The following is a 24522-nucleotide window of genomic DNA, read 5'->3' on the forward strand; positions in this document are numbered from 1 at the left end:
ACCGCCGGCGCGGGAGTTGAGGCATGAGGCACGAGCGACAAGGGGCGGGCGCCGTGGCCGCGAGGTTCTACGCGCGCATTGGCGGCGTCATCGCCGCCCTTGCGATGGTTTTCGCGCTGGCGGCCTGCACCTCCTTCTCGCCAGGCGGTTTCGGCACCGTGGCCCCGCCTCCCGCCGCCGATCAGGGGCGCGTTGCGACCGGCGAGGTGATCGGCCAGGGTTCCACGCGCGTCGCCATGCTGTTGCCGCTGTCGGCCACCGGCAATGCCGGCAATGTCGGCCGGGCCTTCCGCAACGCCGCCGAGATGGCGATGCGCGATTTTCCGAGCGCCGGCATCCAGCTCGTCATCTACGACACGGCCGGCACGCCCTCCGGCGCGCAGCTTGCCGCCAACAAGGCCATCGCCGAGGGTGGGCAGATCGTTCTGGGGCCGCTGTTTTCCAACTCCGTCGGCGCCGTGGCGCCGATCGCCCGCCAGGCCGGCGCGCCGGTCGTCGCCTTCTCCTCCGACACGGCCGTCGCCGGGCCGGGCGTCTATCTCCTCTCCTTCCTGCCCAATTCCGACATCGAGCGCATCGTCTCCTACGCCTCGGCGCAGAACCGCAAGGCCTTCGCCGCGCTGCTGCCCAACGATGCCTACGGCACGGTGGCCGATGCGGCCTTCCGCCAGGCGGTCGCCAGCGCAGGTGGACGCGTGATGGCGATCGAGCGCTACGAGCGCAACGATGCCGATATCCGCGCCAAGGTGGCCGCGATCGCGGCGATCGCGCCGCGCATCGACGCGCTGCTGGTACCGGAAGGCGGGCAGATCCCCGGCGCGGTGGCGCGCGGCCTCGGCGCGGCGGGCGCCCAGATCAAGCTTCTCGGCAGCGGCCAGTGGGACGATCCGGCGGTCACCAACGATCGCGCCGTCGCCGGCGGCTGGTTCCCGGCCCCGACCAAGAAGGGCTTCCAGGGCTTTGCTTCGCGCTATGCCAGCGCCTATGGCGGCCCGCCGCCGCGCAACGCCACGCTCGCCTACGACGCGACGGTCCTGGCCGCGGGTCTGGTGCGGCAGAACCCGGGCAATGCCTTCTCCACGACGCTGCTCACCAATGCCAACGGCTTCAGCGGGCTCGACGGCGTCTTTCGCCTTCGCAGCGACGGCACCAACCAGCGCCAGCTGGCGGTCTTCGAGGTGACGGGTTCGGGCGCGCGCGAGATCGAGGCGGCGCCGCGCAGCTTCTCCGGCGGTGGCGGCTTCTGAACCGGCTTGCCGACGGGCCGGCGGCGGACGAGGCGCCGCTCGGCGAGAGGATGCCGGCTGGCGCAACAGCTTCGATTTTAACCGTCTTTTAGAATACTTCGCGACGTTTGAGCGCCTCCTGGCCATATTTGCGCTGGGAGAGCGGGGGCGCGCCTGGCAGCATTGCAGAGGAACGCCCTGATGGAGAACGTAGGCAGGATCGACAGCGCGCGCTACCGCGTCGCCTGGGTCGACGTCGCCAAGGGATTTTGCATCGTCATGGTGGTGATGATGCATTCCACGCTCGGCGTGGAAGCGGCGATGGGCGAGACCGGCTGGATGGGCACGCTGGTGGAATATGCCCGGCCCTTCCGCATGCCGGATTTCTTCCTCATCGCGGGCCTGTTCCTGCCGGCGCGTATCGCCGCGCCGCTGCGCCTTTACGTCGACCGCAAGATCCTGCACTTCGTCTATTTCTACGTCTTGTGGCTGACCATCCAATTCGCCTTCAAGGCGCCTGCCTTCGCCGCCGATTTCGGCTGGGCGGGCACGCTCGGGCTTTATCTTCACAGCTTCGTGGAGCCTTTCGGAACCCTCTGGTTCATCTACCACCTCGCCATCTTCTTCGCCGTCACCCGGCTGGTGCATAACCGGGTGCCGTTCTGGCTCGTCTGGCTCGTCGCCGCGGCGCTGGAGATCGCGCCGATCCACACCGGCTCCATGCTGATCGACGAATTCGCCTCCCGCTTCGTCTATTTCTACACCGGCTTCATCCTGGCCGGCGCCATCCTGCGCTTTGCCGAACGCGTCGACCGGCACATGGCGCTCGGCCTCGTCTATCTGGCGCTCTGGGGCGTTCTGAACGGCTTTCTGGTCTTCAGCGGCATCGCCGATTGGCCCTTCGTCTCGCTCGCCCTCGGCCTTGCCGGCGCCATCGCCGTGTGCATCGCCGCCGTCCTGGCGACCAAGACGCTGGCGATGCGCCCGCTCACCTATCTCGGCCAGAACTCCATCGTCGTCTATCTCGCCTTCTTCCTGCCGATGGTCGTCTCGCGCGAGGTGATCCTGCGTTCCGGCCTCGTCAGCGATGTCAGCCTCATCGCGCTTTTGGTGACGGCGGCCGGCGTCATCGGACCGATTATCCTCTACGAGCTGACGCGGCGCACCGGCTGGTGCACCTTCCTCTTCGTGCGGCCTTCCTGGGCGCGCATCGACCAACCCTGGCAGAAGGGCGCGGCGCGCGGCCAGAAGGCGGCCATCGCCCCGGCAGAATAGGCTCGCGGCCGCGGGCGGCGCCGTGCCCAGGCGCCGCCTTCGCTCCGCCGGACTTTGCTTGAAATTGCCGCCCGGCCGGTCAAATCTCCGGCCATGACCGCCTCATCCCCCGAATCGAAAGCCGAATCGAAAGCCGCCGGCATCAAGCCCGGCGACCATCTCGTCCTCGTCGACGGCTCCGCCTTCATCTTCCGCGCCTTCCACGCCCTGCCGCCGCTGACACGCAAATCCGACGGCCTGCCCGTCGGCGCCGTCTCCGGCTTCTGCAACATGATCTGGAAGCTGCTTCAGGAAGGGCCGACGCCACAGCCCGGCGACGAGCCGACGCATTTCGCCGTCATCTTCGACTATTCGGCGAAGACCTTCCGCAACGACATCTACGCCGAGTACAAGGCCCACCGTCCCGAGCCGCCGGAGGATCTGATCCCGCAATTCGGCCTCATCCGCGAGGCGACGCGGGCCTTCTCGCTGCCTTCCATCGAGCAGCGGGGCTTTGAGGCCGACGACCTCATCGCCACCTATGCGCGCCTTGCCAGCGCGGCGGGGGCGGCGACCACCATCATCTCCTCCGACAAGGATTTGATGCAGCTTCTCGGGCCTTCCGTCGTCATGTTCGACACCATGCGCGATCAGCTGATCGATGCCGCCTTCGTGGAGGGCAAGTACGGCGTCCTGCCGGAGAAGATGATCGACCTTCAGGCGCTCACCGGCGATTCGACCGACAACGTGCCGGGCGTGCCGGGCATCGGGCCGAAGACGGCGGCGCAGCTTCTGGAGGAATATGGCGACCTGGAGACGCTTCTGTCGCGCGCCGCCGAGATCAAGCAGAACAAGCGCCGCGAGAACCTCATCGAATTCGCCGAACAGGCGCGCATCTCCAAGAAGCTGGTGACGCTCGATGACGATGTGCCGCTCGATGTGCCGCTCGCCGATCTCAAGGTCGAGGCGCTCGACGGCAAGAAGGCGATCGCCTTCTGCCGGGCGATGGAGTTCAACACCCTGACGCGCCGCGTGGCGGAAAAGCTCGGTGTGGAAGCCTCCGAGATCGAGCCGGCGAGCCTCGTCATCGAAGGTTGGGGCGAGGGCGGGGGCGGCCCGGCGCATGGGCCGGATCTGCAAGAAACCCCTTCGGGGGAGGAAGGCACGGAGGCCGCCGGGAAGGCGGCTTCGCACTTCGCCGGCGAGCGCGGCTATCTCGGCGCTCCGGCGGGCCTGGCGCGGGCGCGCGCCGAGGCGGCCGAGACGCCGAAAATCGATTATGACTCTTATGACTGTGTGCGCGATGCCGCCGCGCTGCGCGCCTGGATCGAGGCGGCCTATGAGACCGGCCTCGTCGCCTTCGACGCCGAGACGACCGATCTCAACCCGCTGCGCGCCAGGCTGTGCGGCATCTCGCTGGCCGTAGCGCCCGGAAAGGCATGCTATGTCCCGATCGGCCATCGCCCCGCGGCGGATGCGGCGGGCGAGGACCTCTTCGGCGGCGAAGCTTCTCCGAAGAACTCTTCAGGCGAAGATGACGATAGTGACGAGGATGGCTATCGGCAGATTTCCGAGGCGGAGGCGCTGGAACTGCTGAAGCCGCTCCTGGAGGACGCCGCCATCCTCAAGGTCGGGCAGAACCTCAAATACGACTGGCTGCTGATGAAGGCGCGCGGCATCGAGATCGCCCCCTACGACGACACCATGCTGATCTCCTACGCGCTCGATGCCGGCTTCGGCCAGCAGCACGGCATGGATCTCCTCGCCGAGCGGCATCTGCACCACAAGCCGATCGCCTATAAGGACGTCTGCGGGTCCGGCCGCGACAAGGTCACCTTCGACCTTGCGCCGATCGACAAGGCCACCGCCTATGCCGCCGAGGATGCCGACATCACCTTGCGCCTGTGGCGCGTTCTGAAGCCGCGGCTGGCCGCCGAGGGGCTGACGCGCGTCTACGAGCGGCTGGAGCGGCCGCTTGTCCCGGTTCTCGCCAGGATGGAGGAGCGCGGCATCAAGGTCGACCGCGATATCCTTTCGCGCCTTTCCGGCCGCTTTGCCCAGAAGGCGGCGGCGCTGGAGGCGGAGATCGTCGAGATGGCCGGCGAGAGCTTCAACATCGGCTCGCCCAAGCAGCTCGGCGAGATCCTCTTCGGCAAGCTCGGCCTGCCGGGCGGCAGGAAGACCAAGGGCGGCCAGTGGTCGACCGACGTGAAGGTGCTGGAGGATCTGGCGGCCGAGGGCCATCCCCTGCCGATGAAGATCGTCGCCTGGCGCCAGCTCACCAAGCTGAAGGGCACCTATACCGACGCCATCCCCGCCTATCTCGACGAGCGCGGGCGCGTCCACACCTCCTATTCGCTCGCCTCCACCACCACCGGCCGGCTATCCTCCTCCGAGCCCAACCTGCAGAACATTCCGGTGCGCACGGAGGAAGGGCGGGCGATCCGCACCGCCTTCGTGGCCGAGGAGGGCACCAAGCTCCTTTCCGCCGATTATTCGCAGATCGAGCTGCGCGTCCTTGCCCATATGGCCGACATCGCGGCCCTCAAGCAGGCCTTCGAAGACGGTCTCGACATCCATGCCATGACCGCCTCCGAGATGTTCTCCACCCCGATTGAGGGCATGGACCCGATGATCCGTCGCCGCGCCAAGGCGATCAATTTCGGCATCATCTACGGCATTTCCGCCTTCGGCCTGGCCGCCCAGCTCGGCATTCCGCGCGAGGAGGCGGGCGATTACATCAAGACCTATTTCAAGCGCTTCCCCGGCATCCGCGACTATATGGAGGCGACCAAGGAACGCGCCCGCGAGAGGGGTTACGTGGAGACGCTCTTCGGCCGGCGGGCGCATTTCCCCAATATCAAGCACTCCAACCACGCCATCCGCGCCGGCGCCGAGCGCGCCGCCATCAACGCGCCGATCCAGGGCTCGGCCGCCGATATCATCCGCCGGGCGATGATCGGCATGGAGGGGGCGCTGCAACAGGCGAAGCTGTCGGCCCGCATGCTCCTGCAGGTGCATGACGAGCTCATCTTCGAGGTGCCGCAGGAGGAGGTGGAGGCGACGATCCCCGTCGTCGCCAGGGTAATGGAGGAGGCGCCGCTCCCGGCGCTGCGGCTGAAAGTGCCGCTCAAGGTCGATGCCCGCGCCGCCGACAATTGGGAAGCGGCGCATTAGCGCCACACCTAGGAAGCGGCGCATGCGCGCCGCAGAATGGCGAGCGACACGGCAAGCGGCGCCTGGACGCCGGAATGTCGAACGCCAAGCAAAGCCGGCCTGGCGACGGCCGGCCCGTTCGCGTCACAGCATCGGGCGGCCGCGTCAGCTGGCGGCCGCGGATCTGAGCTTACGCGGCGTTGCCGCCGCCGTTGGGCGGTCCCGCCGGAGCAAGGTCGAGCACGGCGCCGGAGGCCTTCGGCTCGATCGGCGCCAGCTGCTTGCGCTCCTCGTCGGTCCAGGCGGCGATATGGATGACGGCCGCCGGCTCGCCCGGCTGGCTCGGATCGTCGACCGGCTCCAGGACGAGCAGCCCGGTATTGTCGACATAGAAGGTGTGGTCGCCGAAGTTCTGCTTCAGCGGCTCCATCGCCGGATTGTCTTCCGGAATGGGCTCCGCGCCCACGGTCTCGCGGACCGCGGCGATCTGATCTTCTGAGAGTTTCAAGACTGGCCCCCAAAGCTTGGGGTTCGGACCCTCTTTGCCGCCGAAAACTACACGGGTCCATCTTCAAGGTGAAGGCGGCTCATCTGCAAGAGAGTAGGAAATGACGGCCGATCCGCAAGGGGTAAGGGAAAAATCGATGCGCCCGGCCGCCTCTTGTCCCGCCCGCGGCGCTGGTGCGCACCGATCTGCAAAAGGATTGTCCGGCGATCGCCGGCTGAGCTCGCGGCAATTCGGGCCGTTGCCTAAGCCGCCGCCTCGCCCGGTGCCGCTCTCAGCACGCCGTCCGGCGCCTGCTCGCGGTGCTGGATGCGCTTGTGCACATGCACCATGAAGGCGGTGGCAAAGAGCGGCGCCAGAAGGTTGAGGATCGGAACGGCGGTGAAGCCGGCGATGAGAAGGCCGGCGAGGAAGATGCGCCCCGAATGCCTCAGCCGCAGCACCTTGGCCGTGCGCCGGTCGTGGAAGCGCCGCGCCGCGAGGTCGAAATATTCCCGGCCGAGGAGATAGCCGTTGGCGATGAAGAAGATGACGACGCCGGAGCCCAGGAAGAGGACGAGCGGCAGGGCGACAAGGTTGACCGCCACAACCACCGCGGTGAATTGCAGCGTCGTGACAATGCCTTCCAGGAGCGGCAGCGGCCGGCCCGCCGGCTCGCCCGGATAATGCTGCGCCTCCACCACCTCGGCGATCTCGTCGAGGAAGATGCCGGCAAACAGCGACGTCGCCGGCGCCACCAGGAAGGCGAGGCCGACGATGAGGCCGAGGCCGGAGAAGATCTCAATGCCGGTCTCAAGCCAGCCATAGGGCAGGGCGAGGAAATAGGCGAGAAGGCCTTGCAGGGCGAGCCAGACGAGGAAGAGAAGGCCGAGCGTCAGCCCGACCGACTTCCACAGGACGCTGCGGAAGGGCGGGGAGAAGATTTCGTCGAAGGCGCGCTTGGCGTCGAGGAACATGGCCGGCTTCAGATAGGCGCCGCCAGGGGCGCGGGCAAGCGGCGATCCGCCGCCGCGGCGGCCGACGATTTGCATCTGCGGGTGGGATCGGCTAGGCGGCCTTGCCGCCGAAAAAACGCCCAGCCGAGGGGGGAGCATGTCCAACGCCGCATCCCGAGCACGATACGATGTCCTGACGATCGGCAATGCCATCGTCGACGTCCTCGCCCAGACCGACGAGGCCTTTCTCGTCAGGGAAGGACTGGCGAAGGGGTCGATGCGTCTCATCGAGGCACAGGAGGCGGAGCGCCTTTACGAGGCGATGGGCCCGGCCCAGCTCGTCTCCGGCGGCTCGGCCGGCAACACCGCCGCCGGCATCGCCTCCCTGGGGGGCAACGCCGCCTTCATCGGCAAGGTCGCCGAGGATGATCTCGGCCATTTCTTCCGCCACGACATGAACGCCGTCGGCATCGCCTTTCCGACCGCCGCGCTTCAGGAGGGCGCCCCGACCGCGCGCTGCATGATCCTGATCACGCCGGATTCGGAGCGCACCATGAACACCTATCTGGGCGCCTGCCAGGAGCTGACGCCGGCCGATATCGACCGCGACACGGTGGAAGGCTCGGCGATCACCTATATGGAGGGTTATCTCTGGGACCCGCCCAAGGCCAAGGAGGCCTTCCGCGCCGCCGCCGACATGGCGCATGCGGCCGGGCGCAAGGTGGCGCTGACCTTGTCCGATTCCTTCTGCGTCGACCGCTTCCGCGGCGAGTTCCTGGAGCTTCTGCGCTCCGGCGTCGTCGACATCATCTTCGCCAACAACCACGAGGTCGCCGCGCTCTACCAGACGGGCGACCTTGAGACCGGCATCGCCGCGCTGGCCGAGGATGCCGAGCTCGCCGCCGTCACCCTCGGCGCCAAGGGCTCCCTGGTTCTGAGCGGCGGCGAGCGCATCGCCGTGCCGGCGCCCGATGTCGACGAGCTCCTCGACAAGACCGGGGCGGGCGACCTTTTCGCTTCGGGCTTTCTCTTCGGCCTGGCGCGCGACATGCCGCTGGCACGCTGCGCCGAGCTCGGCAGCCTCGCCGCCGGCGAGATCATCTCCCATATCGGCGCCCGCCCGCAGCATTCCCTGAAGGCGCTCGCCGAGCAGCATCGCCTTTTGGGCGACATGGCGGCGTAGCGCGGCCCCTTTCTCTCCCCTTGCGGCGCGAGCGGCGCTCTGCGGCCGGCGCCTTCCTGCTTGGAGAGCGGAACGGAATGGATGCCAAGGCGGGGCCTTGGCATGACGACAAAATAGGCTCAGCGCTCCCAGGCCCCGCGTCTGCCTTTACACCCCGTCGTCCTGGCCGGGCCTGACCCGGCCATCCATGCCTCGACGGTTTCGGCGCCGGCGCCTGCGATCGCAGAGCCGCGCCCGCGGGCCCTAGAGAATGAACCGGCTGAGATCGGTGTTGCGGGCAAGGTCGCCGATATGCTCCTCCACATAGTCGGCGTCGATCCTCACGCTCTCGCCGTGCCGGTCCGGCGCGGTATAGGAGATGTCGTCGAGGATGCGCTCCATCACCGTCTGCAGGCGGCGGGCGCCGATATTCTCCACATTGGAGTTGATCTCCACGGCGATGCGGGCGATGGCGTCGACGGCATCGTCGGTGAAGTCGAGGGCGACGCCCTCCGTGGCCATCAGCGCCACATACTGCTTGACGAGGCTGGCTTCGGTCTCCGTCAGGATGCGCCTGAAATCCTCCTCCGTCAGCGCCCGCAGCTCGACGCGGATCGGCAGGCGCCCCTGCAGCTCCGGGAGAAGGTCGGAGGGCTTGGCGACATGGAACGCGCCGGAGGCGATGAACAGGATGTGGTCGGTCTTCACCGGCCCGTGCTTGGTGGCCACCGTGGTGCCCTCCACCAGCGGCAAGAGATCGCGCTGCACGCCTTCACGTGAAACGTCGCCGCCGACGCGCCCGTCGCGGGCGCAGATCTTGTCGAGCTCGTCGAGAAAGACGATGCCGTCATTCTCCACCGCCTGGATCGCCTCCTGCACGATCTGCTCGTCGTCCAGGAGCTTGTCGGATTCCTCGGCGATGAGCAGGTCGTAGGAATCCTTCACATTGGTCTTGCGCGTCCTGGTGCGTCCCTGGCCGAAGGCCTTGCCGAGCATCTCGCCGACATTCATCACCCCGACGGAGGCGCCGGGCATGCCCGGCACCTCGAAGGCACCCATCGGGTTGGAGGTGTCGCGCACCTCGATCTCGATCTCCTTGTCGTCGAGAAGGTTGTCGCGCAGCTTCTTGCGGAAGGCGTCGCGCGTCGTCGGGCTGGCGTGCTGGCCCACCAGCGCGTCCAGCACCCGCTCCTCCGCCTGCTGGTGCGCCTTGGCGGCGACCTCCTTGCGGCGTAGCTCGCGCACCAGGCCGATACCGGCCTCCACCAGGTCGCGCACGATCTGCTCCACGTCGCGGCCGACATAGCCGACCTCGGTGAATTTCGTCGCCTCCACCTTGATGAAGGGAGCGTTGGCGAGCTTGGCGAGCCGCCGGGAGATCTCCGTCTTGCCGACGCCGGTCGGTCCGATCATCAGGATGTTCTTGGGCAGGACCTCTTCCTTCAAAGGGCCCTCCAGCTGCTGGCGGCGCCAGCGGTTCCTGAGCGCGATGGCGACGGCGCGCTTGGCCTCTTTCTGGCCGATGATGTAGCGGTCGAGCTCCGAGACGGTCTCGCGGGGGGAAAAGGTGGTCATGCGGAAAGGCTTTCGATGATGATGCTATCGTTGGTGTAGACGCAGATTTCCGCGGCGATCTGCATGGCGCGGCGGGCAATCGCCTCCGCATCGGCGGCATCGTCGCTTTCGGCAAGGGCCCGCGCGGCGGCGAGGGCGTAATTGCCGCCCGAGCCGATGGCCGCGACGCCGCCCTGCGGCTCAAGCACGTCGCCGGTTCCGGTCAGCACCAGGGTCGTCTCCTTGTCGGCGACGATCATCATGGCTTCCAGGCGCCTCAGATAGCGGTCGGTGCGCCAGTCCTTGGCGAGCTCCACGCAGGCGCGCATCAACTGGCCGGGATATTGCTCCAGCTTGGCCTCAAGCCGCTCCAGGAGCGTGAAGGCGTCGGCCGTGGCGCCGGCGAAACCGGCGATGACGTCGCCCTTGGCGAGCGGGCGCACCTTGCGGGCATTGGCCTTCATGATGGTCTGGCCCATGGTCACCTGGCCGTCGCCGGCGATGACCACCTTGCCGTCCTTGCGCACCGTGACGATGGTGGTGCCGTGCCAGGGCGCGGCTGAATGGGTGTCGTTCACGAAATACTCCTCTGCAAGCGGGCGCGGGCGAGCCGGTGTCGGCCTCCTCCGGCGCCCCTTGTTGCGCCCTATGTAGGCATGGAGAAAACCGCTGCAAACCGGCCGCGACCTGCGTGACCTGCGCGCCGGGCGCGCTTCGCATTTGCAAGCCGGGCGCCCGCTGATAGAAGACCGGCACGAGGAGCGGGCGAAGGACAAGCCATGCGCAAGGCCGAGATTTCCCGAGATACCAGCGAGACCAGGATCGGCCTCGCCATCAATGTCGACGGCACGGGCCGCTACGACATCGCCACCGGCATCGGCTTCTTCGACCATATGCTGGAGCAGCTCGCCCGCCATTCGCTGATCGACATCAGCTTGAAGGCCGATGGCGATCTGCATATCGACCAGCACCACACGGTGGAGGATGTCGGCATCGCCCTCGGTCAGGCGCTCGACCGCGCCCTCGGCGAGCGGCGCGGCATCACCCGCTACGCCTCGCTGGATCTGGCCATGGACGAGACGCTGACGCGCGCCGCCATCGATGTTTCCGGCCGGCCCTATCTCGTCTGGCGCGTCGATTTCCCGCGTCAGAAGGTCGGCGATTTCGACACCGAGCTCTTCAAGGAGTTCTTCCAGGCCTTCGCCCAGAACGCGCGAATCACGCTGCATGTGGAAAATCTCTACGGCAACAACACCCATCATGTCGCCGAGACCTGCTTCAAGGCGCTCGCCCGCGTGCTCCGTGCCGCGCTGGCGCTCGATCCGCGCATCGCCGACGAGGTGCCCTCCACCAAGGGCACCTTGATCGCCTGAACCCCGGAGATTTGCGACGATGCGGCACTACACCGTGCATCTGCCGGCCGAGCTCGCCGAGCGCCCCTTCGCCGAGGCGGCCGTGGAGCGCGCCGTTTTCGTCAAGGACGGCTTCAACTGGCCGGCGCTCTTCATTCCGCTGATCTGGCTCCTGTTCCGGCGCATGTGGCTGGCGCTGCTGCTCTATTTGGCGGCGAGCGCGGCGATTGCCGGCATCGGCGCCTTCGCCGGCGAGACGGCGGCGACCTGGAGCGGCATCGCCTTTGCCATTCTCTTCGCGCTGGAGGCGAACAATCTGCGCCGCTGGACGCTGGAGCGGCGCGGTTATCGCGAAGTGGGCTCCGCCTCCGGCGCCGGCGAGGAGGAGGCCGCGCTGCGTTTTTTCTCCGACGGCGGGCTGGCCGGCTCTTACCGGCCGGCGGTGGGCGAAGCGACGCTTGACCGGGCGCCGGCGAGCGTGCCGCGCTTTTCTCCGCGGCGGGCGAGCGGGCGCGCCGATGGCGAGGAGCCAGCGGTGATGGGCCTCTTCCCGGAGCGTGGCGGATGAGCGTTGCCATCGTCGATTACGGCTCGGGCAATCTGCGCTCGGCCGCCAAGGCCTTCGAGCGCGCCGCCCGCGATGTCGATTACGGCGGCGATGTCGTCGTCACCGCCGATCCGCAGGCGGTGCGCGCCGCCGATCATATCGTTCTGCCGGGCGTCGGCGCCTTCGCCGATTGCCGGCGCGGCCTCGATGCGGTCACGGGCATGGTGGAGGCGCTGAACGAGACGGTGCTGTCGGCCGGCCGCCCCTTCCTCGGCATCTGCGTCGGCTGCCAGCTGATGGCCACGCGCGGCCTGGAGAAGGAGACCTCGGCCGGTTTTGGATGGATCCCGGGCGATGTCGTGGAGATCGCGCCATCCGACCCGGCGCTGAAAATCCCGCATATGGGCTGGAACGAGCTTGAGGAGAGGGCCGAGCATCCGCTGCTGGCCGGCATCCCGGAGGGGCTGGACGCCTATTTCGTCCATTCCTACCACCTGCTTGCCGCCGATCCGGAGCATGTCCTGGCGAGAGCGGAATATGGCGGCAAGGTGACGGCGATGGTGGGGCGCGACAACCTTGCCGGCACCCAGTTCCACCCTGAGAAGAGCCAGGGCCTCGGCCTTCAATTGATCGCCAATTTCCTCAACTGGCGGCCTTAGAGCGTGTCCAGACCCTAGCGAAAGACCCATGGGATGATTCTGTTTCCGGCGATCGACCTCAAAGGCGGCGAATGCGTGCGCCTTCAGCGCGGCGAGATGGACCGCGCCACCATCTACAACGCCGATCCGGCGGCGCAGGCTCTGGCCTTCGCCGAGACCGGCTTTTCCTGGCTGCATATGGTCGACCTTGACGGCGCCTTCGCCGGCGAGAGCCGCAACGGCGCCGCGGTCGAGGCGGTGCTTGCCGCGGTCGGGCAGAGCCTGCAGGTGCAGCTCGGCGGCGGCATCCGCCGCCAGGAGCAGATCGAGGCCTGGCTGGAGAAGGGGGTGGCCCGCGTCATCCTCGGCACGGCGGCCTTGCGCGACCCGGCCTTGGTGCGCGAGGCGGCGCAACGTCATCCCGGCCGCATCGCCGTCGGCATCGATGCGCGCGGCGGCCGCGTCGCCGTCGAGGGCTGGGCGGAGACCTCCGACATGGAGGCGCTCGATCTCGCCAGGCGCTTTGAGGATGCCGGCGTCGCCGCCATCGTCTACACCGATATCGACCGCGACGGCGTTCTGGCCGGAATCAACTGGGAGGCGACCATCGCCCTTGCCGAAGCCGTCGCCATTCCGGTCGTCGCCTCCGGCGGCCTTGCCTCCATGGCCGATATCGTGCGTCTGACGATGCCCGATGCCAGGGTTCTGGAGGGCGCCATCTCCGGCCGCGCCCTCTATGACGGCCGCATCGACGCCAGGGCGGCATTGCAACTCTTGGGTGAATAGAGCGCCATTAGCTCTGTGTTCACCGCATCGGTAGGATGGAATTGAGCCCCGTGCCATAGACACTTATCACGCATGAGACGAGACAACCGTCTGTTGCTGTCATGCGCGACAAGAGCCGTAGCCTGAGAATCGCTCTGCTGCTTGGCCTCGTCCCAATCATCGCGATCGGGGCGGCGCTTCTGGTGGGTTCGCAGGCGGTGGAGAAGGGGCTTCGCCTCTCCGCCGAGACCGCGGCGCGCGACTGGGCCCGCTATATCGGCGGCCACATGCGCGACCTGGAAGAAATCGCGCTCGGCGCTCCGCCCTCGCAGGAAAGCCTCGACGTCATTCGCCGGGCGCGCGCGGCCGGCAGCGTCTTTCTCGTCAAGATCTACGGGCCCGACGGCACGCTGCGCCTGAGCCTCGACGAGCATGGCCGCCTGCGCGAGGAGAAGACGTCCTTGATGGACCACAGCCCCGCCGCCGCCCGTGCGGTGGCGCGCGGCGACAGCGTCATCGAGGTCAAGCGCGCCGACGCGGCGCATCGCCCGGCCTACTATGCCGAGGCCTTCCTGCCGGTGGTGCGGAACGGCGTCACCGTGGCGACGGCGGAAGTCTATGTCGACCAGACGGAGCCCTATGAGAGCATCACCGCGATGGTGCGCGAGAGCGCCGTTCTGCTTTCGCTGATCATTGGCGTCGCCTCCGCCCTGCCGGCTTTCGCCTTCGTGCGCCGCAACAACGCCAAGGTGAAAGCGGAGGAGCGGATCGCCTTTTTGGCCGAGCATGACGGCCTGACGGGCCTTCTCAACCGCGCCGGCTTGATCGCCTGCAAGAAGGAAGCCTTCGGCGCGGATGTCTCGCTGGCGCTTGTCAGCATTGGCATGAACGGCTTCGGCGCCGTCAATGCCGGCTTTGGCGCGGAGGTCGGCGACAAGTTTCTCATCGAGATCGCCGCGCGGTTGCGCAAGGTCGCCCCCGGCGGCGCGTTGCTGGCCCGCCTCGACGGGGCGGAATTCGCCTATGCCTTTCCCGCCCGCAGCGTTCGCGAAGCCGCCGGCTATGCCGAGCGCGCCCTATCGGAGCTTCGCCAACCCTTCTTCGCGCATGACAAGGCCATGCGCCTCACCGCCAGCGCCGGCCTTACCATCGGCGATCCGGAAGAGGATGCGGGAAGCCCTCTGGCGCGCGCCTCCATCGCCATGCGTCGCTCCAAGGCGCGCGGCGGCGATTGCCTGACGATTTTCGACCGCCGTATGAGCGCGGAGATCCGTGCCGGTCACGATCTGGAATCGTTGCTGCGCCAGGCGGTGGAGAGCGGGAGCTTCGAGCTCTATTTCCAGCCCTTCTTCGGCGCCGGCGGGCACCGGCTGGAGGGCTTTGAGGCTCTTCTTCGCATGCCCAACGGCGAGGGTGGCCACATCCCGCCGGGCGATTTCATCCCGCTGGCGGAGCGGCTCGGCCTCATCTGCAACATCGGCCGCTGGTCGCTGCGGCGGGCCTGCGAGGTGGCCGCCGCCTGGCCCGATGAGATCACCGTCGCCGTCAATATCTCGCCGGTCCAGTTCGAGCGCGGCGATATCGTCAATCTCGTCCGCGAGGCGCTGGAAGCCACAGGCCTGGCCCCGCACCGCCTGGAGCTGGAATTCACCGAGGGCGTGCTGGCCGCCGATGCGCTGGAAGTGACGCGCCAGTTGCAGACGTTGCGTGAGCTCGGCGTGAGACTGGCGCTCGACGATTTCGGCACCGGCTTCTCCAGTCTCAGCTATCTATGGAAGTTTCCCGTCGACAAGCTGAAGATCGACCGGTCCTTCCTGCGCGGCATGCACAACGGCGAGGAGGGCGCGGCCTCCATCATCTGCTCCATCGTGGCGCTCGGCCGCTCCCTCGGCTTGAAGGTGACGGGCGAGGGCGTGGAGACGCTGGAGCAGATGCGCTTTCTCACCGAGGTCGGCTGCGAGGAGCTGCAGGGCTTTTATCTCGGCCGTCCGGCGCCGGCCGGTCTTGCCGCCGCCCAGGTGATACGGGCGACGCACCGCCGGCTCGCCGCGCCGGGCCGGCCTTCCTCGCAGGCGCCGGCGGCGATTTGCGATCCCGTTCCCGCCAAAGCTCTACGCAACGCGTAGAACATCTCGGCCTTGGACCGATAGGCGACGCGGACATCCTATCGCGGGGCGCGGCCGTCTCGCCCGTTGCACTTGCCGGCGCGCGGCTTTAGATCGCTCTGGTGTTGAAGGCTCGTCTCATCCCCTGTCTCGACGTCAAGGACGGCCGTGTCGTCAAGGGCGTCAATTTCGTCGATCTTGTCGATGCCGGCGATCCCGTCGAAGCCGCCAAGGCCTACGACGCGGCCGGCGCCGACGAGCTGTGTTTCCTCGACATCACCGCCAGCCACGAGGAGCGCGATACGCTCCTCGATGTCGTCGCCCGCACCGCCGATGAGTGCTTCATGCCGGTCACCGTCGGCGGCGGCGTGCGCTCCACGGAGGATATCCGCCAGCTTCTCCTGGCCGGCGCCGACAAGGTGTCCATCAACACCGCCGCGGTGGCCGACCGCGCCTTTGTCGGCCGCGCCGCGGAGAAGTTCGGCGATCAATGCATCGTCGTCGCCATCGACGCCAAAGAGGTGGCGCCGGGGCGATGGGAGATCTTCACCCATGGCGGGCGCCGGCCGACCGGCATCGACGCGGTGGACTATGCCCGCGAGGTCGTCTCGCTGGGCGCCGGGGAGATTCTCCTGACCTCCATGGACCGAGACGGCACCAAGAAGGGCTTCGACATCGAATTGACGCGCACCGTCGCCGACGCGATCCGCGTGCCCGTCATCGCTTCCGGCGGGGTCGGCACGCTCGATCATCTCGTGGAAGGCATTCAGGAGGGCCACGCCACGGCGGTGCTGGCGGCCTCCATCTTCCATTTCGGCACCTATTCGATCGCCGAGGCGAAGGCCCATATGGCGAAGGCGGGTATACCGATGCGCCCCGTTTCGCATTAGAAGGCTGTGCCAGAAGGCCGTGCCGGCACGCCGTGCCGGAACGTGCTGGCGGAACGCCCCGAAGGAGACCCGACGCCTCTCATGACTGGCTTCACCCTGGAAGAGCTTGCCGAGACCATCCGCCAACGCGCCGCTTCCGGCGATGCCGGCTCCTATACAGCGCGCCTTGCCGGCAAGGGCGTGGCCAAATGCGCCCAGAAACTTGGCGAGGAGGCGGTGGAGGCGGCGATCGCCGCGGTAGAGCGCGACCGCGCCGGCCTCACCGGCGAGGCGGCGGATGTGCTCTATCACCTTCTCGTCCTCTTGGAGGTGTCGGGGGTGCCCTTTGAGGATGTGAAGGCGGAGCTCGGGCGCCGCACCTCGCAGAGCGGACTTGAAGAAAAGGCCTCGCGGCCGGCGGCAAAGGGCGGGCGGTGATGGATCAGGTATCGCCGTGCTCGCTCTCGCCCTACCGCTATTTCAGCGTCGAGGAATGGTCGAAGCTGCGCGCCGATACGCCGATGACGCTGTCGGAGCGTGAGATCGACACGCTGAAATCGCTGAACGATCCGATCTCCATCGAGGAGGCGGAAGCCGTCTACCTGCCGCTGTCGCGTCTTCTCTCCTTCCATGTGGAGGCGCGCGACAAGCTCTATGCCGTGCGCTCGCGCTTCCTCGGCTCGCAGGAGGGCTCCATGCCCTTCATCATCGGCATCGCCGGCTCCGTGGCGGTCGGCAAGTCGACCACCGCCCGCATCCTGGAGGAGCTTCTCGCCCGCTGGCCCGGCCATCCGCGGGTCTCTCTCGTCACCACCGACGGCTTCCTCTATCCCAACGCGGTCCTGGAGGCGGAAGGGCTGATGGAGAAGAAGGGCTTTCCGGAAAGCTATGACGTGGCCGCGCTGTTGCGCTTTCTCTCCGACATCAAGGCCGGCAGGCAAAGCGTGACGTCTCCGGTCTATTCGCATCTCACCTACGATATCGTGCCCGGCGAGACGATGACGGTGGAAAAGCCCGACATCCTCATCCTGGAGGGGCTCAACGTCCTGCAGAGCCGGGCCCTGCCCAAGGACGGCAAGGAGGTGCCCTTTGTGTCGGACTATTTCGACTTTTCCATCTACATCGACGCGGAGGAGGCCGATATCCGCCGCTGGTATATCGACCGCTTCATGCGCCTGAAGGAAACCCGCTTTCGCGATCCGCGCTCCTATTTTCATCGCTACGCCGATGTCGACGACGCCAAGGCGCGCGAAGTGGCGCAGGGCCTGTGGGACCGCATCAACCTCGTCAATCTCGACGAGAACATCCGGCCGACCAGGCCGCGCGCCGATCTCATCATCGCCAAGAGCGCCGATCATTCGGTGCGCGAAGTGGCGCTGAGGAAGCTGTGAGCGCGAACTTCGCCAAGGCTCTCGGGGCCGGGCAGGGCCGGCTTTCCCGCCCCGCTTCGGCGCGCGAGCGCCTCATCGTCGGCCTCGACCTGCCCGATTGCGCCGCGGCCGAGGCGATGGTCGCCGAGCTCGGCGATGCCGTCTCGTTTTACAAGATCGGCATGGAGCTCGTCTTTGCCGGCGGCCTTGCCCTGGCCGAGCGGCTTGTCGGCGAGGGCAAGCGGGTCTTCCTCGACATGAAGCTCCTCGATATCGACAACACCGTCGCCGGCGGCATCGCCAATATCGTCCGCCTCGGCGCGACGCTGACGACGGTGCATGCCTATCCGAAGGCGATGCGCGCCGCTGCCGCCTCCCGCGGCGAAGCGGCGCTCGGGCTTCTCGCCGTCACCGTCCTGACGTCGATGGACGATAACGATCTCGCCGAGGCGGGCTATGGCGAGAGCGCCGCCGAGCTGGTGCGCCGCCGCGCCTTGCAGGCGCGTGAGGCGGGTATGGACGGCATCGTCTGCTCGCCCTTGGAGGCGGCGAGGATGCGCCAGCTTCTAGGCTCCGACATGCTCATCGTCACGCCCGGCGTGCGCCCGCAAGGGGCGAGCGCCGGCGACCAGAAGCGCGTCCTGACGCCGGGCGAGGCGGTGAGGGCCGGCGCCGATTATCTCGTCGTCGCCCGTCCGGTGGTGAAGGCGGAGCGGCCGCGGCAGGCCGCCGAGGCGATCGTGGAAGAGATGGCAGCTTTTTCCTGAGGAAGGGGGATTTTCATGCCCAAAGGCTACTGGATTGCCCGCGTCGATGTGCGCGAGCCGGAGCGCTACAAGGATTACGTCGCCGGCGCCGCCCCCGCCTTCCGCAAGTTCAAGGCGAGGTTCCTGGTGCGCGGCGGGCCGGCGCATTCGCTGGAAGGCAAGACCCGCGCGCGCAACGTCGTCATCGAGTTTGCCTCCGTGGAGGACGCGCTCGCCTGCTACCATTCGCCGGAATATCAGGCGGCGCGCGAGATCCGCTCCGCCGTCTCGGAGGCCGAGCTCGTCATCGTGGAAGGCTATGACGGCCCGCAGCCGGGCGATGGCTGAGCCGGCGTGAAGGCGGCCGCGCGCTCGTGAAGGAAGCAACCGATGACCTGGCGCCCGATGAGATCGAGCGCTATGCCCGCCATATCGTCCTGCCGGAGATCGGCGGCGCCGGCCAGCGGCGTCTGAAGCGCGCCCGCGTGCTCATCCTAGGCGCCGGCGGCCTCGGCTCGCCCGCCGCCCTTTATCTCGCCGCCGCCGGCATCGGCACGCTCGGCATCGTCGACGACGACGTGGTGGCGCTGTCCAATCTGCAGCGGCAGATCGTGCATGCCACCGACGATATCGGGCTGGCCAAGGTGGAGAGCGCGGCAAAGGCGCTCCGCCGCGTCAATCCGCATGTCGCCGTCGAGCCGCATCGGCTGCGCCTGAGCGAGGAAAATGCCGATCAAGTGCTTGCGAGCTACGATGTCGTTCTCGACGGCAGCGACAATTTCGCCGCCCGCGCCCTTCTGGCGGAAGCGTGCGAGCGGGCGGAAAAGCCCCTGGTGACGGCCGCGGTCGGCCGGTTCGACGGCTCCGTCACGGTTCTGAAGCCCTATGAGGGGGACAATCCGCGCTTTGCCGATCTTTTTCCCTCGCCGCCGCCGGAGGGGCTGGTGCCGAGCTGCGCGGAGGCGGGCATCGTCGGCGCGCTGACCGGCGTCATCGGCTGCATCCAGGCGCTGGAGGCGATCAAGCTCGTCGCCGGTTTCGGCGAGCCCTTGATCGGCCGGCTGTTGCTCTATGACGCGCTTGCCCAGCGCTTCGAGACCATCCGCTACAAGCGCCGCAAGGGCTGAGCGCCGGCGCGGGCGGCCGTTTTCGAGCCTTTCCGGTCAGACCGAGCCCGGCAGCACCCTGTCGGGCGGCTTGTGCCCGTCCATCCAGGTGCGGATGTTGATGATGACCTTCTCGCCCATCTCCACGCGGCCCTCGATGGTCGCCGAGCCCATATGCGGCAGGATCACCGCCTTGCCCTCGCGCGCCAGCTTGGCGAGCTTGGGATTGATCTTCGGCTCGCCCTCAAAGACGTCGAGCCCGGCGCCGGCCAGCGCCTCGCTTTCCAGGCATTCGATGAGCGCCGTCTCGTCGATCACCTGGCCGCGCGCCGTGTTGACGATGAAGGCTTCCGGCCGCATCAGCTTCAGCCGCCGGCGCGACAAGAGATGGAAGGTGGCCGGCGTGTGCGGGCAGTTGACCGAGATGATGTCCATGCGCGCCAGCATCTGGTCGAGCGAATCCCAATAGGTCGCCTCCAGCTCCTCCTCCGTCTGCGGATCGACGGGCCGGCGGTTGTGGTAGTGGATGGACAGGCCGAAAGCCTTGGCGCGGCGGGCGACGGCCGTGCCGATGCGTCCCATGCCGACGATGCCAAGGCGCTTGCCCCAGATGCGATGGCCGAGCATCCAGGTCGGCGACCAGCCGCTCCAATGCTCGCCGCTGGCGAGGATCTGCGCCCCCTCCGTCAGCCGCCGCGGCACGGCGAGGATCAGCGCCATGGTCATGTCGGCGGTATCCTCCGTCAACACGTTCGGCGTGTTGGTGACGGTGATGCCGCGCTCATAGGCCGCGTCGATGTCGATGTTGTCGACGCCGTTGCCGAAATTGGCGATCAGCTTCAGCCGCGGCCCGGACTGGGCGAGCATGGAGGCGTCGATGCGGTCGGTCACGGTCGGCACCAGGACGTCGACGGTCTTCAAGGCCTCCACCAGCTCCGCCTGGGCGAGCGGTCGATCCTCCAGATTGAGATCGGCGCGGAAAAGCTCGCGCATGCGCGTTTCCACCGCGTCGGGAAGCTTGCGCGTGACGATGACGTGCGGCTTGGCCTTGCTCATTGACCAGGTCTCCTGCGGCGATCCTTGTTGGGGAGAAAATCGTCCGCCTGAATGACAGCGCTCCTGTCTAGCAAAGGGGCGGCCAAAAACAAGGAACCAAACCAGCGCTTGGCCTTGCCGTGCAATGGCGCTAACACCGTTCCGTCTCACCAAGATGGCAATAGATGGCTGCTGATATCCGCACCGTTCGGGGCCTCATCCCTGCTCTTGCTCTAGCTCTTGCCCTTGCTGCCACGCCGCTTGCCGCGGCGGCGCAATCCGTGCAGGTGGGGCCGAGCGGCCAGCCCTTGCCGCGCTTCGTCAGCCTGAAATCGAGCGCCGTCAATGTGCGCCGCGGCCCCGGCAAGGATTATCCGGTCGCCTGGCGCTTCGTGCGCGCCGGGCTGCCGGTGGAGATCATTCAGGAATTCGATACCTGGCGGAAAATCCGCGATTCGGACGGCGCCGAGGGCTGGGTGCATCAAAGCCTCCTCTCCGGCCGCCGCACCGCCATCGTCGCGCCCTGGAGCGAAGGCGAGCGGTTCCAGGCGCGCGCCGAGCCGAGCGCGCAGAGCCCGGTCGCCGCGATCTTGGAATCGCGCGTCATCGCCGATGTGGTGCGCTGCGACACCGGCTGGTGCAACGTCCGCGGCGAGGAATACGAAGGCTGGCTTCCGCAGGAGACGCTCTGGGGCGTCTACCCGAACGAGAAGGTCGCCGGCTGAGCTCTCGGCCCGATTGACGGCCTGATTTTCACAAGGCGCGACAATCCAACCCAAGCCCGGCCGGCCCGGCTTCGCATGTCATGCTCGGTTGTCTTCGGATTGCCCCCCGAAGACCGCCACGCGGCCTGAAGCGTGCGTTCAGGAATCGGTGCGACGCACCCGCACCACCACCTCAACGGCGGTGATTTCCATGCCTTCGGGCGGCTCGGGAACCTCAGTCAGGCTCACGGCATCGGGGATGTCCATGAGAAGGTTCTCGCCTTCCACGAAGAAATGGTGGTGGTCCGACACATTGGTGTCGAAATAGGTGCGCGCGCCATCCACGGCGACTTCCCGCAACAGGCCGGCATCGGTGAACTGATGCAGGGTGTTGTAGATGGTCGCAAGCGAGACCGGCACCCGCATGGACTGTGCCTCTTCGTGCAGGATCTCCGCCGAGATGTGGCGGTGCCCCCGCTTGAAAAGGAGCCCGGCGAGCGCGACACGCTGGCGCGTCGGACGCAGACCGGCGCGACGCAGGCGGCGCGTGATCTGTTCCGGCGTATGGCCCTGATGATGGTGGCCATGATGGTGTAAAGCGGTCATTTCCTTGGCCCTCGGCAGCCGGATATACTTTGGAAGCTGCCCAAGCTGTATATGCGAATTTGTATGGTTCTGACAACTCTGACGGTATGTCGCTGCCATGCGAGGCAGGCCGCCGCAGCTTGGTTTCGTTTGACAATTCGCTATGTTAGGAAGCCGCCGGTGCCGCCGAGGCAACTCGGCGGCTGAAGCTGGGGAAGAAAGATCTCGATGCAAGAGCGCCGCAGTCATTTTGAATACGAGGACCTGCTCGCCTGCGGGCGCGGGGAGCTGTTCGGAGAGGGCAATGCTCAGCTCCCTTTGCCGCCGATGTTGATGTTCGACAGGATTTCCAGCATCGCCGAAGAGGGCGGCGAGTATGGCAAGGGCAAGGTGCTCGCCGAGCTTAACGTCCGCCCGGACCTGTGGTTTTTTCCCTGCCACTTCCGCGGCGACCCGGTGATGCCGGGCTGTCTGGGCCTCGACGCGCTGTGGCAGCTTCTCGGCTTTTTCCTCGGCTGGCTCGGCGCCCCGGGCAAGGGAAGGGCGCTGTCGGTCGGCGAGGTGAAATTTTCCGGAATGGTGCTGCCTTCCGTCAAGCGGGTGGAATATGGCGTGGAGCTGAAGCGGATTTTGCGCACCAAGCTCACCCTCGGCATCGCCGATGGCTGGTTGAAGGCCGATGGCGAGACAATTTATCGCGCGACCGACCTCAAGGTCGGCCTGTTCAAGAACGCGACGGCAGTCTCCTCTGCATGAGGCGGCCGGCGCGGCCTTTCGACAAGGAGTAACCTGATGCGGCGTGTCGTCGTCACAGGCATGGGGATCGTATCCTCCATCGGCAATAACACGCAGGAGGTGATGGCCAGCCTGCGCGAAGCGCGTTCGGGCATCGTCTTCTCGCCCGATTACGCCGAGCACGGCTTTCGCAGCCAGGTGCACGGCGCGCCGACGCCCGACCCCGCGGAGGCGCTGGACCGGCGCACCACCCGCTTCATGGGCAAGGGCGCGGCCTGGAACTACATCTCCATGCAGCAGGCGATCGCCGATGCGGGCCTGGAGAAATCGGAGATTTCCAACCCGCGCACCGGCATCATCATGGGTTCCGGCGGACCTTCCACGCGCACCATCGTGGAGGCGGCCGACATCACCCGCGAAAAGGGCCCCAAGCGCGTCGGCCCCTTTGCCGTGCCCAAGGCCATGTCCTCGACGAATTCGGCGACCCTGGCGACGCCCTTCGAGATCAAGGGCATCAATTATTCCATCTCGTCCGCCTGCGCGACCTCCAACCATTGCATCGGCAACGCCGCCGAGATCATTCAGATGGGCAAGCAGGACATCATCTTCGCCGGCGGCGGCGAGGAGCTGGACTGGACCTTGTCGGTGCTCTTCGACGCCATGGGCGCCATGTCGACGCATTACAACGAGACGCCCTCGAGCGCCTCGCGCGCCTATGACGTCAACCGCGACGGCTTCGTCATCGCCGGCGGAGCGGGCGTCCTCGTTCTGGAGGAGCTGGAGCACGCCAAGGCGCGCGGCGCCAAGATCTACGCCGAGATCGTCGGCTATGGCGCAACCTCCGACGGTTACGATATGGTGCAGCCTTCCGGCGAGGGCGCCGTGCGCTGCATGCAGATGGCGCTGCAGGATGTCGGCGAGAAGATCGACTACATCAATCCGCATGCGACATCGACGCCGGTCGGCGACATCAAGGAGATCGAGGCGATTCGCGAGATTTTTGGTTCCGGCGACGACTGCCCGCCCATCGCCGCCACCAAGTCGCTCACCGGCCATTCGCTCGGCGCGACCGGTGTGCAGGAAGCGATCTACACGCTCTTGATGATGCAGAACGGCTTCATCTGTAAGAGCGCCCATATCGAGGAGCTCGACCCCGCCTTCGCCGATATGCCGATCATCTGCGAGCGGCGCGACGGCGTGGAGATCAACACGGCGCTTTCCAACTCCTTTGGCTTTGGCGGCACCAACGCCACGCTCGTTTTCCAGCGCCTCAACGCCTGAAGCTGATGAACAATCTTATGGAAGGCCGGCGCGGCCTTATTATGGGAGTGGCCAACGACCATTCCATCGCTTGGGGCATCGCCAAGAAGCTCGCCGAGCACGGGGCGGAGCTGGCTTTCACCTATCAGGGCGAAGCCTTTGGCCGCCGCGTCGCGCCGCTCGCCAAGAGCGTCGGCTCACAGATCGTCCTTCCCTGCGATGTGGAGGATGCCGAGACGGTGGAGGCGGCTTTCGAGGCGCTCCAGAAGGAATGGGGCGGGCTTGATTTTATCGTCCATGCCATCGCCTTCTCCAACCGGGCCGAGCTGAAGGGTCGCTACGCCGATACGACGCGCGAGAATTTCGTGCGCACCATGGTGATTTCCTGCTTCTCCTTCACCGAGGTGCTGCGCCGCGCCGCCAAGATGATGGGCCCCGGCTCCTCGGCCCTCACCCTGACCTATGGCGGCTCCATGCGGGTGATGCCGAACTACAACGTCATGGGCGTCGCCAAGGCGGGGCTGGAAGCCTCGGTGCGCTATCTGGCCTCCGATTTCGGCGAAGCCGGCATCCGCGTCAACGCCATCTCGGCCGGACCGGTGCGCACGCTTGCCGGCTCCGGCATCGGCGATGCGCGTCTGATGTTCAACTACCAGCGCAGGACCGCGCCGTTGCGGCGCTCCGTCACCATCGAGGATGTCGGCGGGGCGGCGCTTTATCTCCTCAGCGATCTTGCCGGCGCCGTCACCGGCGAAATCCATTATGTCGATGCCGGATACAACACCATCTCCATGCCCCGGCTCGACATGATGCGGCGCGAGGAGCGACGCAGCGACGACGAGGCCAAGGAATAGGCGCCTCTAAGAATCGCCTTTTGTCTTCGGAGTTTACGCTTCCCTAAGCCGACCCCCCT

Annotated in this window: 25 protein-coding genes; 19 read left to right on the forward strand and 6 right to left on the reverse strand. The window is 67.0% G+C overall.

Going from position 1 to position 24522, the window contains the following annotated elements:
- Nucleotides 1–23: 23 nt before the first annotated feature.
- The 3 genes from Q331_RS0109905 (at nucleotide 24) to polA (ending at nucleotide 5657) form a co-directional block, all read left to right on the forward strand.
- A complete protein-coding gene (locus tag Q331_RS0109905) occupies nucleotides 24–1247 on the forward strand; it encodes a penicillin-binding protein activator (protein WP_051630974.1) in 1224 nt (407 codons plus the stop codon).
- 180 nt (nucleotides 1248–1427) lie between these two features.
- Nucleotides 1428–2501 (forward strand): acyltransferase family protein, encoded by a 1074-nt coding sequence (locus tag Q331_RS20975; protein ID WP_034491755.1) that lies wholly within the window; start codon nucleotides 1428–1430, stop codon nucleotides 2499–2501.
- Between the two features lie 141 nt (nucleotides 2502–2642).
- Nucleotides 2643–5657 carry a DNA polymerase I gene (gene polA, locus Q331_RS0109915; RefSeq protein ID WP_026380551.1) on the forward strand — a complete coding sequence of 1005 codons (3015 nt, stop codon included), beginning with the start codon at nucleotides 2643–2645 and terminating at the stop codon, nucleotides 5655–5657.
- Nucleotides 5658–5826: 169 nt separating this feature from the next.
- Here the strand turns inward: polA and Q331_RS0109920 are convergent, their stop codons facing one another.
- Together Q331_RS0109920 and Q331_RS20980 are read right to left on the reverse strand one after the other, a co-directional pair.
- The gene (locus Q331_RS0109920; protein WP_026380552.1) at nucleotides 5827–6144 is read right to left on the reverse strand and encodes a hypothetical protein; all 318 of its coding nucleotides are present in this window, start codon (nucleotides 6142–6144) and stop codon (nucleotides 5827–5829) included.
- Nucleotides 6145–6386: 242 nt separating this feature from the next.
- Nucleotides 6387–7172 carry a sulfate transporter family protein gene (locus Q331_RS20980; protein WP_322786497.1) on the reverse strand — a complete coding sequence of 262 codons (786 nt, stop codon included), beginning with the start codon at nucleotides 7170–7172 and terminating at the stop codon, nucleotides 6387–6389.
- Between the two features lie 61 nt (nucleotides 7173–7233).
- Between Q331_RS20980 and Q331_RS0109930 the strand changes: the two genes are divergently transcribed.
- Nucleotides 7234–8259, forward strand: coding sequence for an adenosine kinase (locus Q331_RS0109930; protein WP_026380553.1), 1026 nt, complete (start codon nucleotides 7234–7236; stop codon nucleotides 8257–8259).
- Nucleotides 8260–8502: 243 nt separating this feature from the next.
- Here the strand turns inward: Q331_RS0109930 and hslU are convergent, their stop codons facing one another.
- A complete protein-coding gene (gene hslU, locus Q331_RS0109935) occupies nucleotides 8503–9813 on the reverse strand; it encodes an ATP-dependent protease ATPase subunit HslU (RefSeq protein ID WP_026380554.1) in 1311 nt (436 codons plus the stop codon).
- Nucleotides 9810–10370, reverse strand: coding sequence for an ATP-dependent protease subunit HslV (gene hslV, locus Q331_RS0109940; protein ID WP_026380555.1), 561 nt, complete (start codon nucleotides 10368–10370; stop codon nucleotides 9810–9812). The genes hslU and hslV overlap by 4 nt, the downstream gene beginning before the upstream one ends.
- Nucleotides 10371–10571: 201 nt before the next feature.
- On the opposite strand from hslV, the gene hisB reads away from it, so the two are divergent.
- The 11 genes from hisB (at nucleotide 10572) to Q331_RS0109995 (ending at nucleotide 19311) form a co-directional block, all read left to right on the forward strand.
- Complete coding sequence (gene hisB, locus Q331_RS0109945; protein ID WP_026380556.1) at nucleotides 10572–11165, forward strand: imidazoleglycerol-phosphate dehydratase HisB; 594 nt, start codon at nucleotides 10572–10574, stop codon at nucleotides 11163–11165.
- A 19-nt stretch (nucleotides 11166–11184) separates the two neighbouring features.
- Entirely contained in the window at nucleotides 11185–11712 is a 528-nt protein-coding gene (locus tag Q331_RS0109950) for a DUF2628 domain-containing protein (RefSeq protein WP_026380557.1), read from the forward strand.
- Nucleotides 11709–12350: an imidazole glycerol phosphate synthase subunit HisH gene (hisH, locus tag Q331_RS0109955; RefSeq protein WP_026380558.1), complete on the forward strand. Its 642-nt coding sequence runs from the start codon at nucleotides 11709–11711 to the stop codon at nucleotides 12348–12350. Before Q331_RS0109950 ends, hisH begins: the two co-directional genes overlap by 4 nt.
- A gap of 33 nt (nucleotides 12351–12383) precedes the next feature.
- Entirely contained in the window at nucleotides 12384–13115 is a 732-nt protein-coding gene (gene hisA / locus Q331_RS0109960) for a 1-(5-phosphoribosyl)-5-[(5-phosphoribosylamino)methylideneamino]imidazole-4-carboxamide isomerase (RefSeq protein ID WP_026380559.1), read from the forward strand.
- Nucleotides 13116–13216: 101 nt separating this feature from the next.
- Nucleotides 13217–15220, forward strand: coding sequence for a putative bifunctional diguanylate cyclase/phosphodiesterase (locus tag Q331_RS23020; protein WP_051630976.1), 2004 nt, complete (start codon nucleotides 13217–13219; stop codon nucleotides 15218–15220).
- Between the two features lie 98 nt (nucleotides 15221–15318).
- The gene (gene hisF, locus Q331_RS0109970) at nucleotides 15319–16089 is read left to right on the forward strand and encodes an imidazole glycerol phosphate synthase subunit HisF (protein ID WP_026380560.1); all 771 of its coding nucleotides are present in this window, start codon (nucleotides 15319–15321) and stop codon (nucleotides 16087–16089) included.
- 81 nt (nucleotides 16090–16170) lie between these two features.
- Entirely contained in the window at nucleotides 16171–16506 is a 336-nt protein-coding gene (locus tag Q331_RS0109975; RefSeq protein ID WP_026380561.1) for a phosphoribosyl-ATP diphosphatase, read from the forward strand.
- Complete coding sequence (gene coaA, locus Q331_RS0109980) at nucleotides 16506–17459, forward strand: type I pantothenate kinase (protein WP_026380562.1); 954 nt, start codon at nucleotides 16506–16508, stop codon at nucleotides 17457–17459. Before Q331_RS0109975 ends, coaA begins: the two co-directional genes overlap by 1 nt.
- Nucleotides 17456–18205, forward strand: a complete 750-nt coding sequence (pyrF, locus tag Q331_RS0109985) for an orotidine-5'-phosphate decarboxylase (protein ID WP_084174974.1) — start codon at nucleotides 17456–17458, stop codon at nucleotides 18203–18205. The genes coaA and pyrF overlap by 4 nt, the downstream gene beginning before the upstream one ends.
- Nucleotides 18206–18220: 15 nt before the next feature.
- Nucleotides 18221–18532 (forward strand): DUF1330 domain-containing protein, encoded by a 312-nt coding sequence (locus Q331_RS0109990; RefSeq protein WP_026380564.1) that lies wholly within the window; start codon nucleotides 18221–18223, stop codon nucleotides 18530–18532.
- Between the two features lie 26 nt (nucleotides 18533–18558).
- Nucleotides 18559–19311 (forward strand): molybdopterin-synthase adenylyltransferase MoeB, encoded by a 753-nt coding sequence (locus Q331_RS0109995; protein ID WP_026380565.1) that lies wholly within the window; start codon nucleotides 18559–18561, stop codon nucleotides 19309–19311.
- A gap of 36 nt (nucleotides 19312–19347) precedes the next feature.
- Here Q331_RS0109995 and Q331_RS0110000 read toward each other — a convergent pair whose 3' ends face one another.
- Nucleotides 19348–20346, reverse strand: coding sequence for a 2-hydroxyacid dehydrogenase (locus Q331_RS0110000; protein ID WP_026380566.1), 999 nt, complete (start codon nucleotides 20344–20346; stop codon nucleotides 19348–19350).
- Nucleotides 20347–20510: 164 nt separating this feature from the next.
- Here Q331_RS0110000 and Q331_RS0110005 point away from each other — a divergent pair, with 164 nt between their 5' ends.
- Nucleotides 20511–21050 (forward strand): SH3 domain-containing protein, encoded by a 540-nt coding sequence (locus tag Q331_RS0110005; RefSeq protein ID WP_026380567.1) that lies wholly within the window; start codon nucleotides 20511–20513, stop codon nucleotides 21048–21050.
- Nucleotides 21051–21188: 138 nt separating this feature from the next.
- Here the strand turns inward: Q331_RS0110005 and irrA are convergent, their stop codons facing one another.
- Nucleotides 21189–21635 (reverse strand): iron response transcriptional regulator IrrA, encoded by a 447-nt coding sequence (irrA, locus tag Q331_RS0110010; protein ID WP_026380568.1) that lies wholly within the window; start codon nucleotides 21633–21635, stop codon nucleotides 21189–21191.
- Between the two features lie 207 nt (nucleotides 21636–21842).
- Between irrA and fabA the strand changes: the two genes are divergently transcribed.
- From fabA to fabI, 3 genes are read left to right on the forward strand one after another with little or no spacing between them, the layout of a single operon-like run.
- The gene (fabA, locus tag Q331_RS0110015) at nucleotides 21843–22370 is read left to right on the forward strand and encodes a 3-hydroxyacyl-[acyl-carrier-protein] dehydratase FabA (RefSeq protein ID WP_026380569.1); all 528 of its coding nucleotides are present in this window, start codon (nucleotides 21843–21845) and stop codon (nucleotides 22368–22370) included.
- A 36-nt stretch (nucleotides 22371–22406) separates the two neighbouring features.
- Nucleotides 22407–23630, forward strand: a complete 1224-nt coding sequence (fabB, locus tag Q331_RS0110020; protein WP_026380570.1) for a beta-ketoacyl-ACP synthase I — start codon at nucleotides 22407–22409, stop codon at nucleotides 23628–23630.
- A gap of 5 nt (nucleotides 23631–23635) precedes the next feature.
- Nucleotides 23636–24463: an enoyl-ACP reductase FabI gene (gene fabI, locus Q331_RS0110025; protein WP_026380571.1), complete on the forward strand. Its 828-nt coding sequence runs from the start codon at nucleotides 23636–23638 to the stop codon at nucleotides 24461–24463.
- The last annotated feature ends 59 nt before the right edge of the window (nucleotides 24464–24522 follow it).

The organism is Afifella pfennigii DSM 17143, from assembly GCF_000688515.1.
In the GTDB taxonomy this organism is placed as follows: Bacteria; Pseudomonadota; Alphaproteobacteria; order Rhizobiales; family Afifellaceae; genus Afifella; species Afifella pfennigii.

What these genes read in the sequence shown, in the direction of transcription:
- hisA (WP_026380559.1), top strand. Translation starts at nt 12,384, where the DNA reads ATGATTCTGTTTCCGGCGATCGACCTCAAAGGCGGCGAATGCGTGCGC.
- Q331_RS0109975 (WP_026380561.1), top strand. Translation starts at nt 16,171, where the DNA reads ATGACTGGCTTCACCCTGGAAGAGCTTGCCGAGACCATCCGCCAACGC.
- Q331_RS23020 (WP_051630976.1), top strand. Translation starts at nt 13,217, where the DNA reads ATGCGCGACAAGAGCCGTAGCCTGAGAATCGCTCTGCTGCTTGGCCTC.
- Q331_RS0109905 (WP_051630974.1), top strand. Translation starts at nt 24, where the DNA reads ATGAGGCACGAGCGACAAGGGGCGGGCGCCGTGGCCGCGAGGTTCTAC.
- Q331_RS0109950 (WP_026380557.1), top strand. Translation starts at nt 11,185, where the DNA reads ATGCGGCACTACACCGTGCATCTGCCGGCCGAGCTCGCCGAGCGCCCC.
- coaA (WP_026380562.1), top strand. Translation starts at nt 16,506, where the DNA reads ATGGATCAGGTATCGCCGTGCTCGCTCTCGCCCTACCGCTATTTCAGC.
- Q331_RS0109990 (WP_026380564.1), top strand. Translation starts at nt 18,221, where the DNA reads ATGCCCAAAGGCTACTGGATTGCCCGCGTCGATGTGCGCGAGCCGGAG.
- Q331_RS0110005 (WP_026380567.1), top strand. Translation starts at nt 20,511, where the DNA reads ATGGCTGCTGATATCCGCACCGTTCGGGGCCTCATCCCTGCTCTTGCT.
- fabB (WP_026380570.1), top strand. Translation starts at nt 22,407, where the DNA reads ATGCGGCGTGTCGTCGTCACAGGCATGGGGATCGTATCCTCCATCGGC.
- Q331_RS0109930 (WP_026380553.1), top strand. Translation starts at nt 7,234, where the DNA reads ATGTCCAACGCCGCATCCCGAGCACGATACGATGTCCTGACGATCGGC.
- Q331_RS20980 (WP_322786497.1), bottom strand. Translation starts at nt 7,172, where the DNA reads ATGCAAATCGTCGGCCGCCGCGGCGGCGGATCGCCGCTTGCCCGCGCC.
- fabA (WP_026380569.1), top strand. Translation starts at nt 21,843, where the DNA reads ATGCAAGAGCGCCGCAGTCATTTTGAATACGAGGACCTGCTCGCCTGC.
- irrA (WP_026380568.1), bottom strand. Translation starts at nt 21,635, where the DNA reads ATGACCGCTTTACACCATCATGGCCACCATCATCAGGGCCATACGCCG.
- hisH (WP_026380558.1), top strand. Translation starts at nt 11,709, where the DNA reads ATGAGCGTTGCCATCGTCGATTACGGCTCGGGCAATCTGCGCTCGGCC.
- hslU (WP_026380554.1), bottom strand. Translation starts at nt 9,813, where the DNA reads ATGACCACCTTTTCCCCCCGCGAGACCGTCTCGGAGCTCGACCGCTAC.
- Q331_RS0110000 (WP_026380566.1), bottom strand. Translation starts at nt 20,346, where the DNA reads ATGAGCAAGGCCAAGCCGCACGTCATCGTCACGCGCAAGCTTCCCGAC.
- fabI (WP_026380571.1), top strand. Translation starts at nt 23,636, where the DNA reads ATGAACAATCTTATGGAAGGCCGGCGCGGCCTTATTATGGGAGTGGCC.
- Q331_RS20975 (WP_034491755.1), top strand. Translation starts at nt 1,428, where the DNA reads ATGGAGAACGTAGGCAGGATCGACAGCGCGCGCTACCGCGTCGCCTGG.
- hisB (WP_026380556.1), top strand. Translation starts at nt 10,572, where the DNA reads ATGCGCAAGGCCGAGATTTCCCGAGATACCAGCGAGACCAGGATCGGC.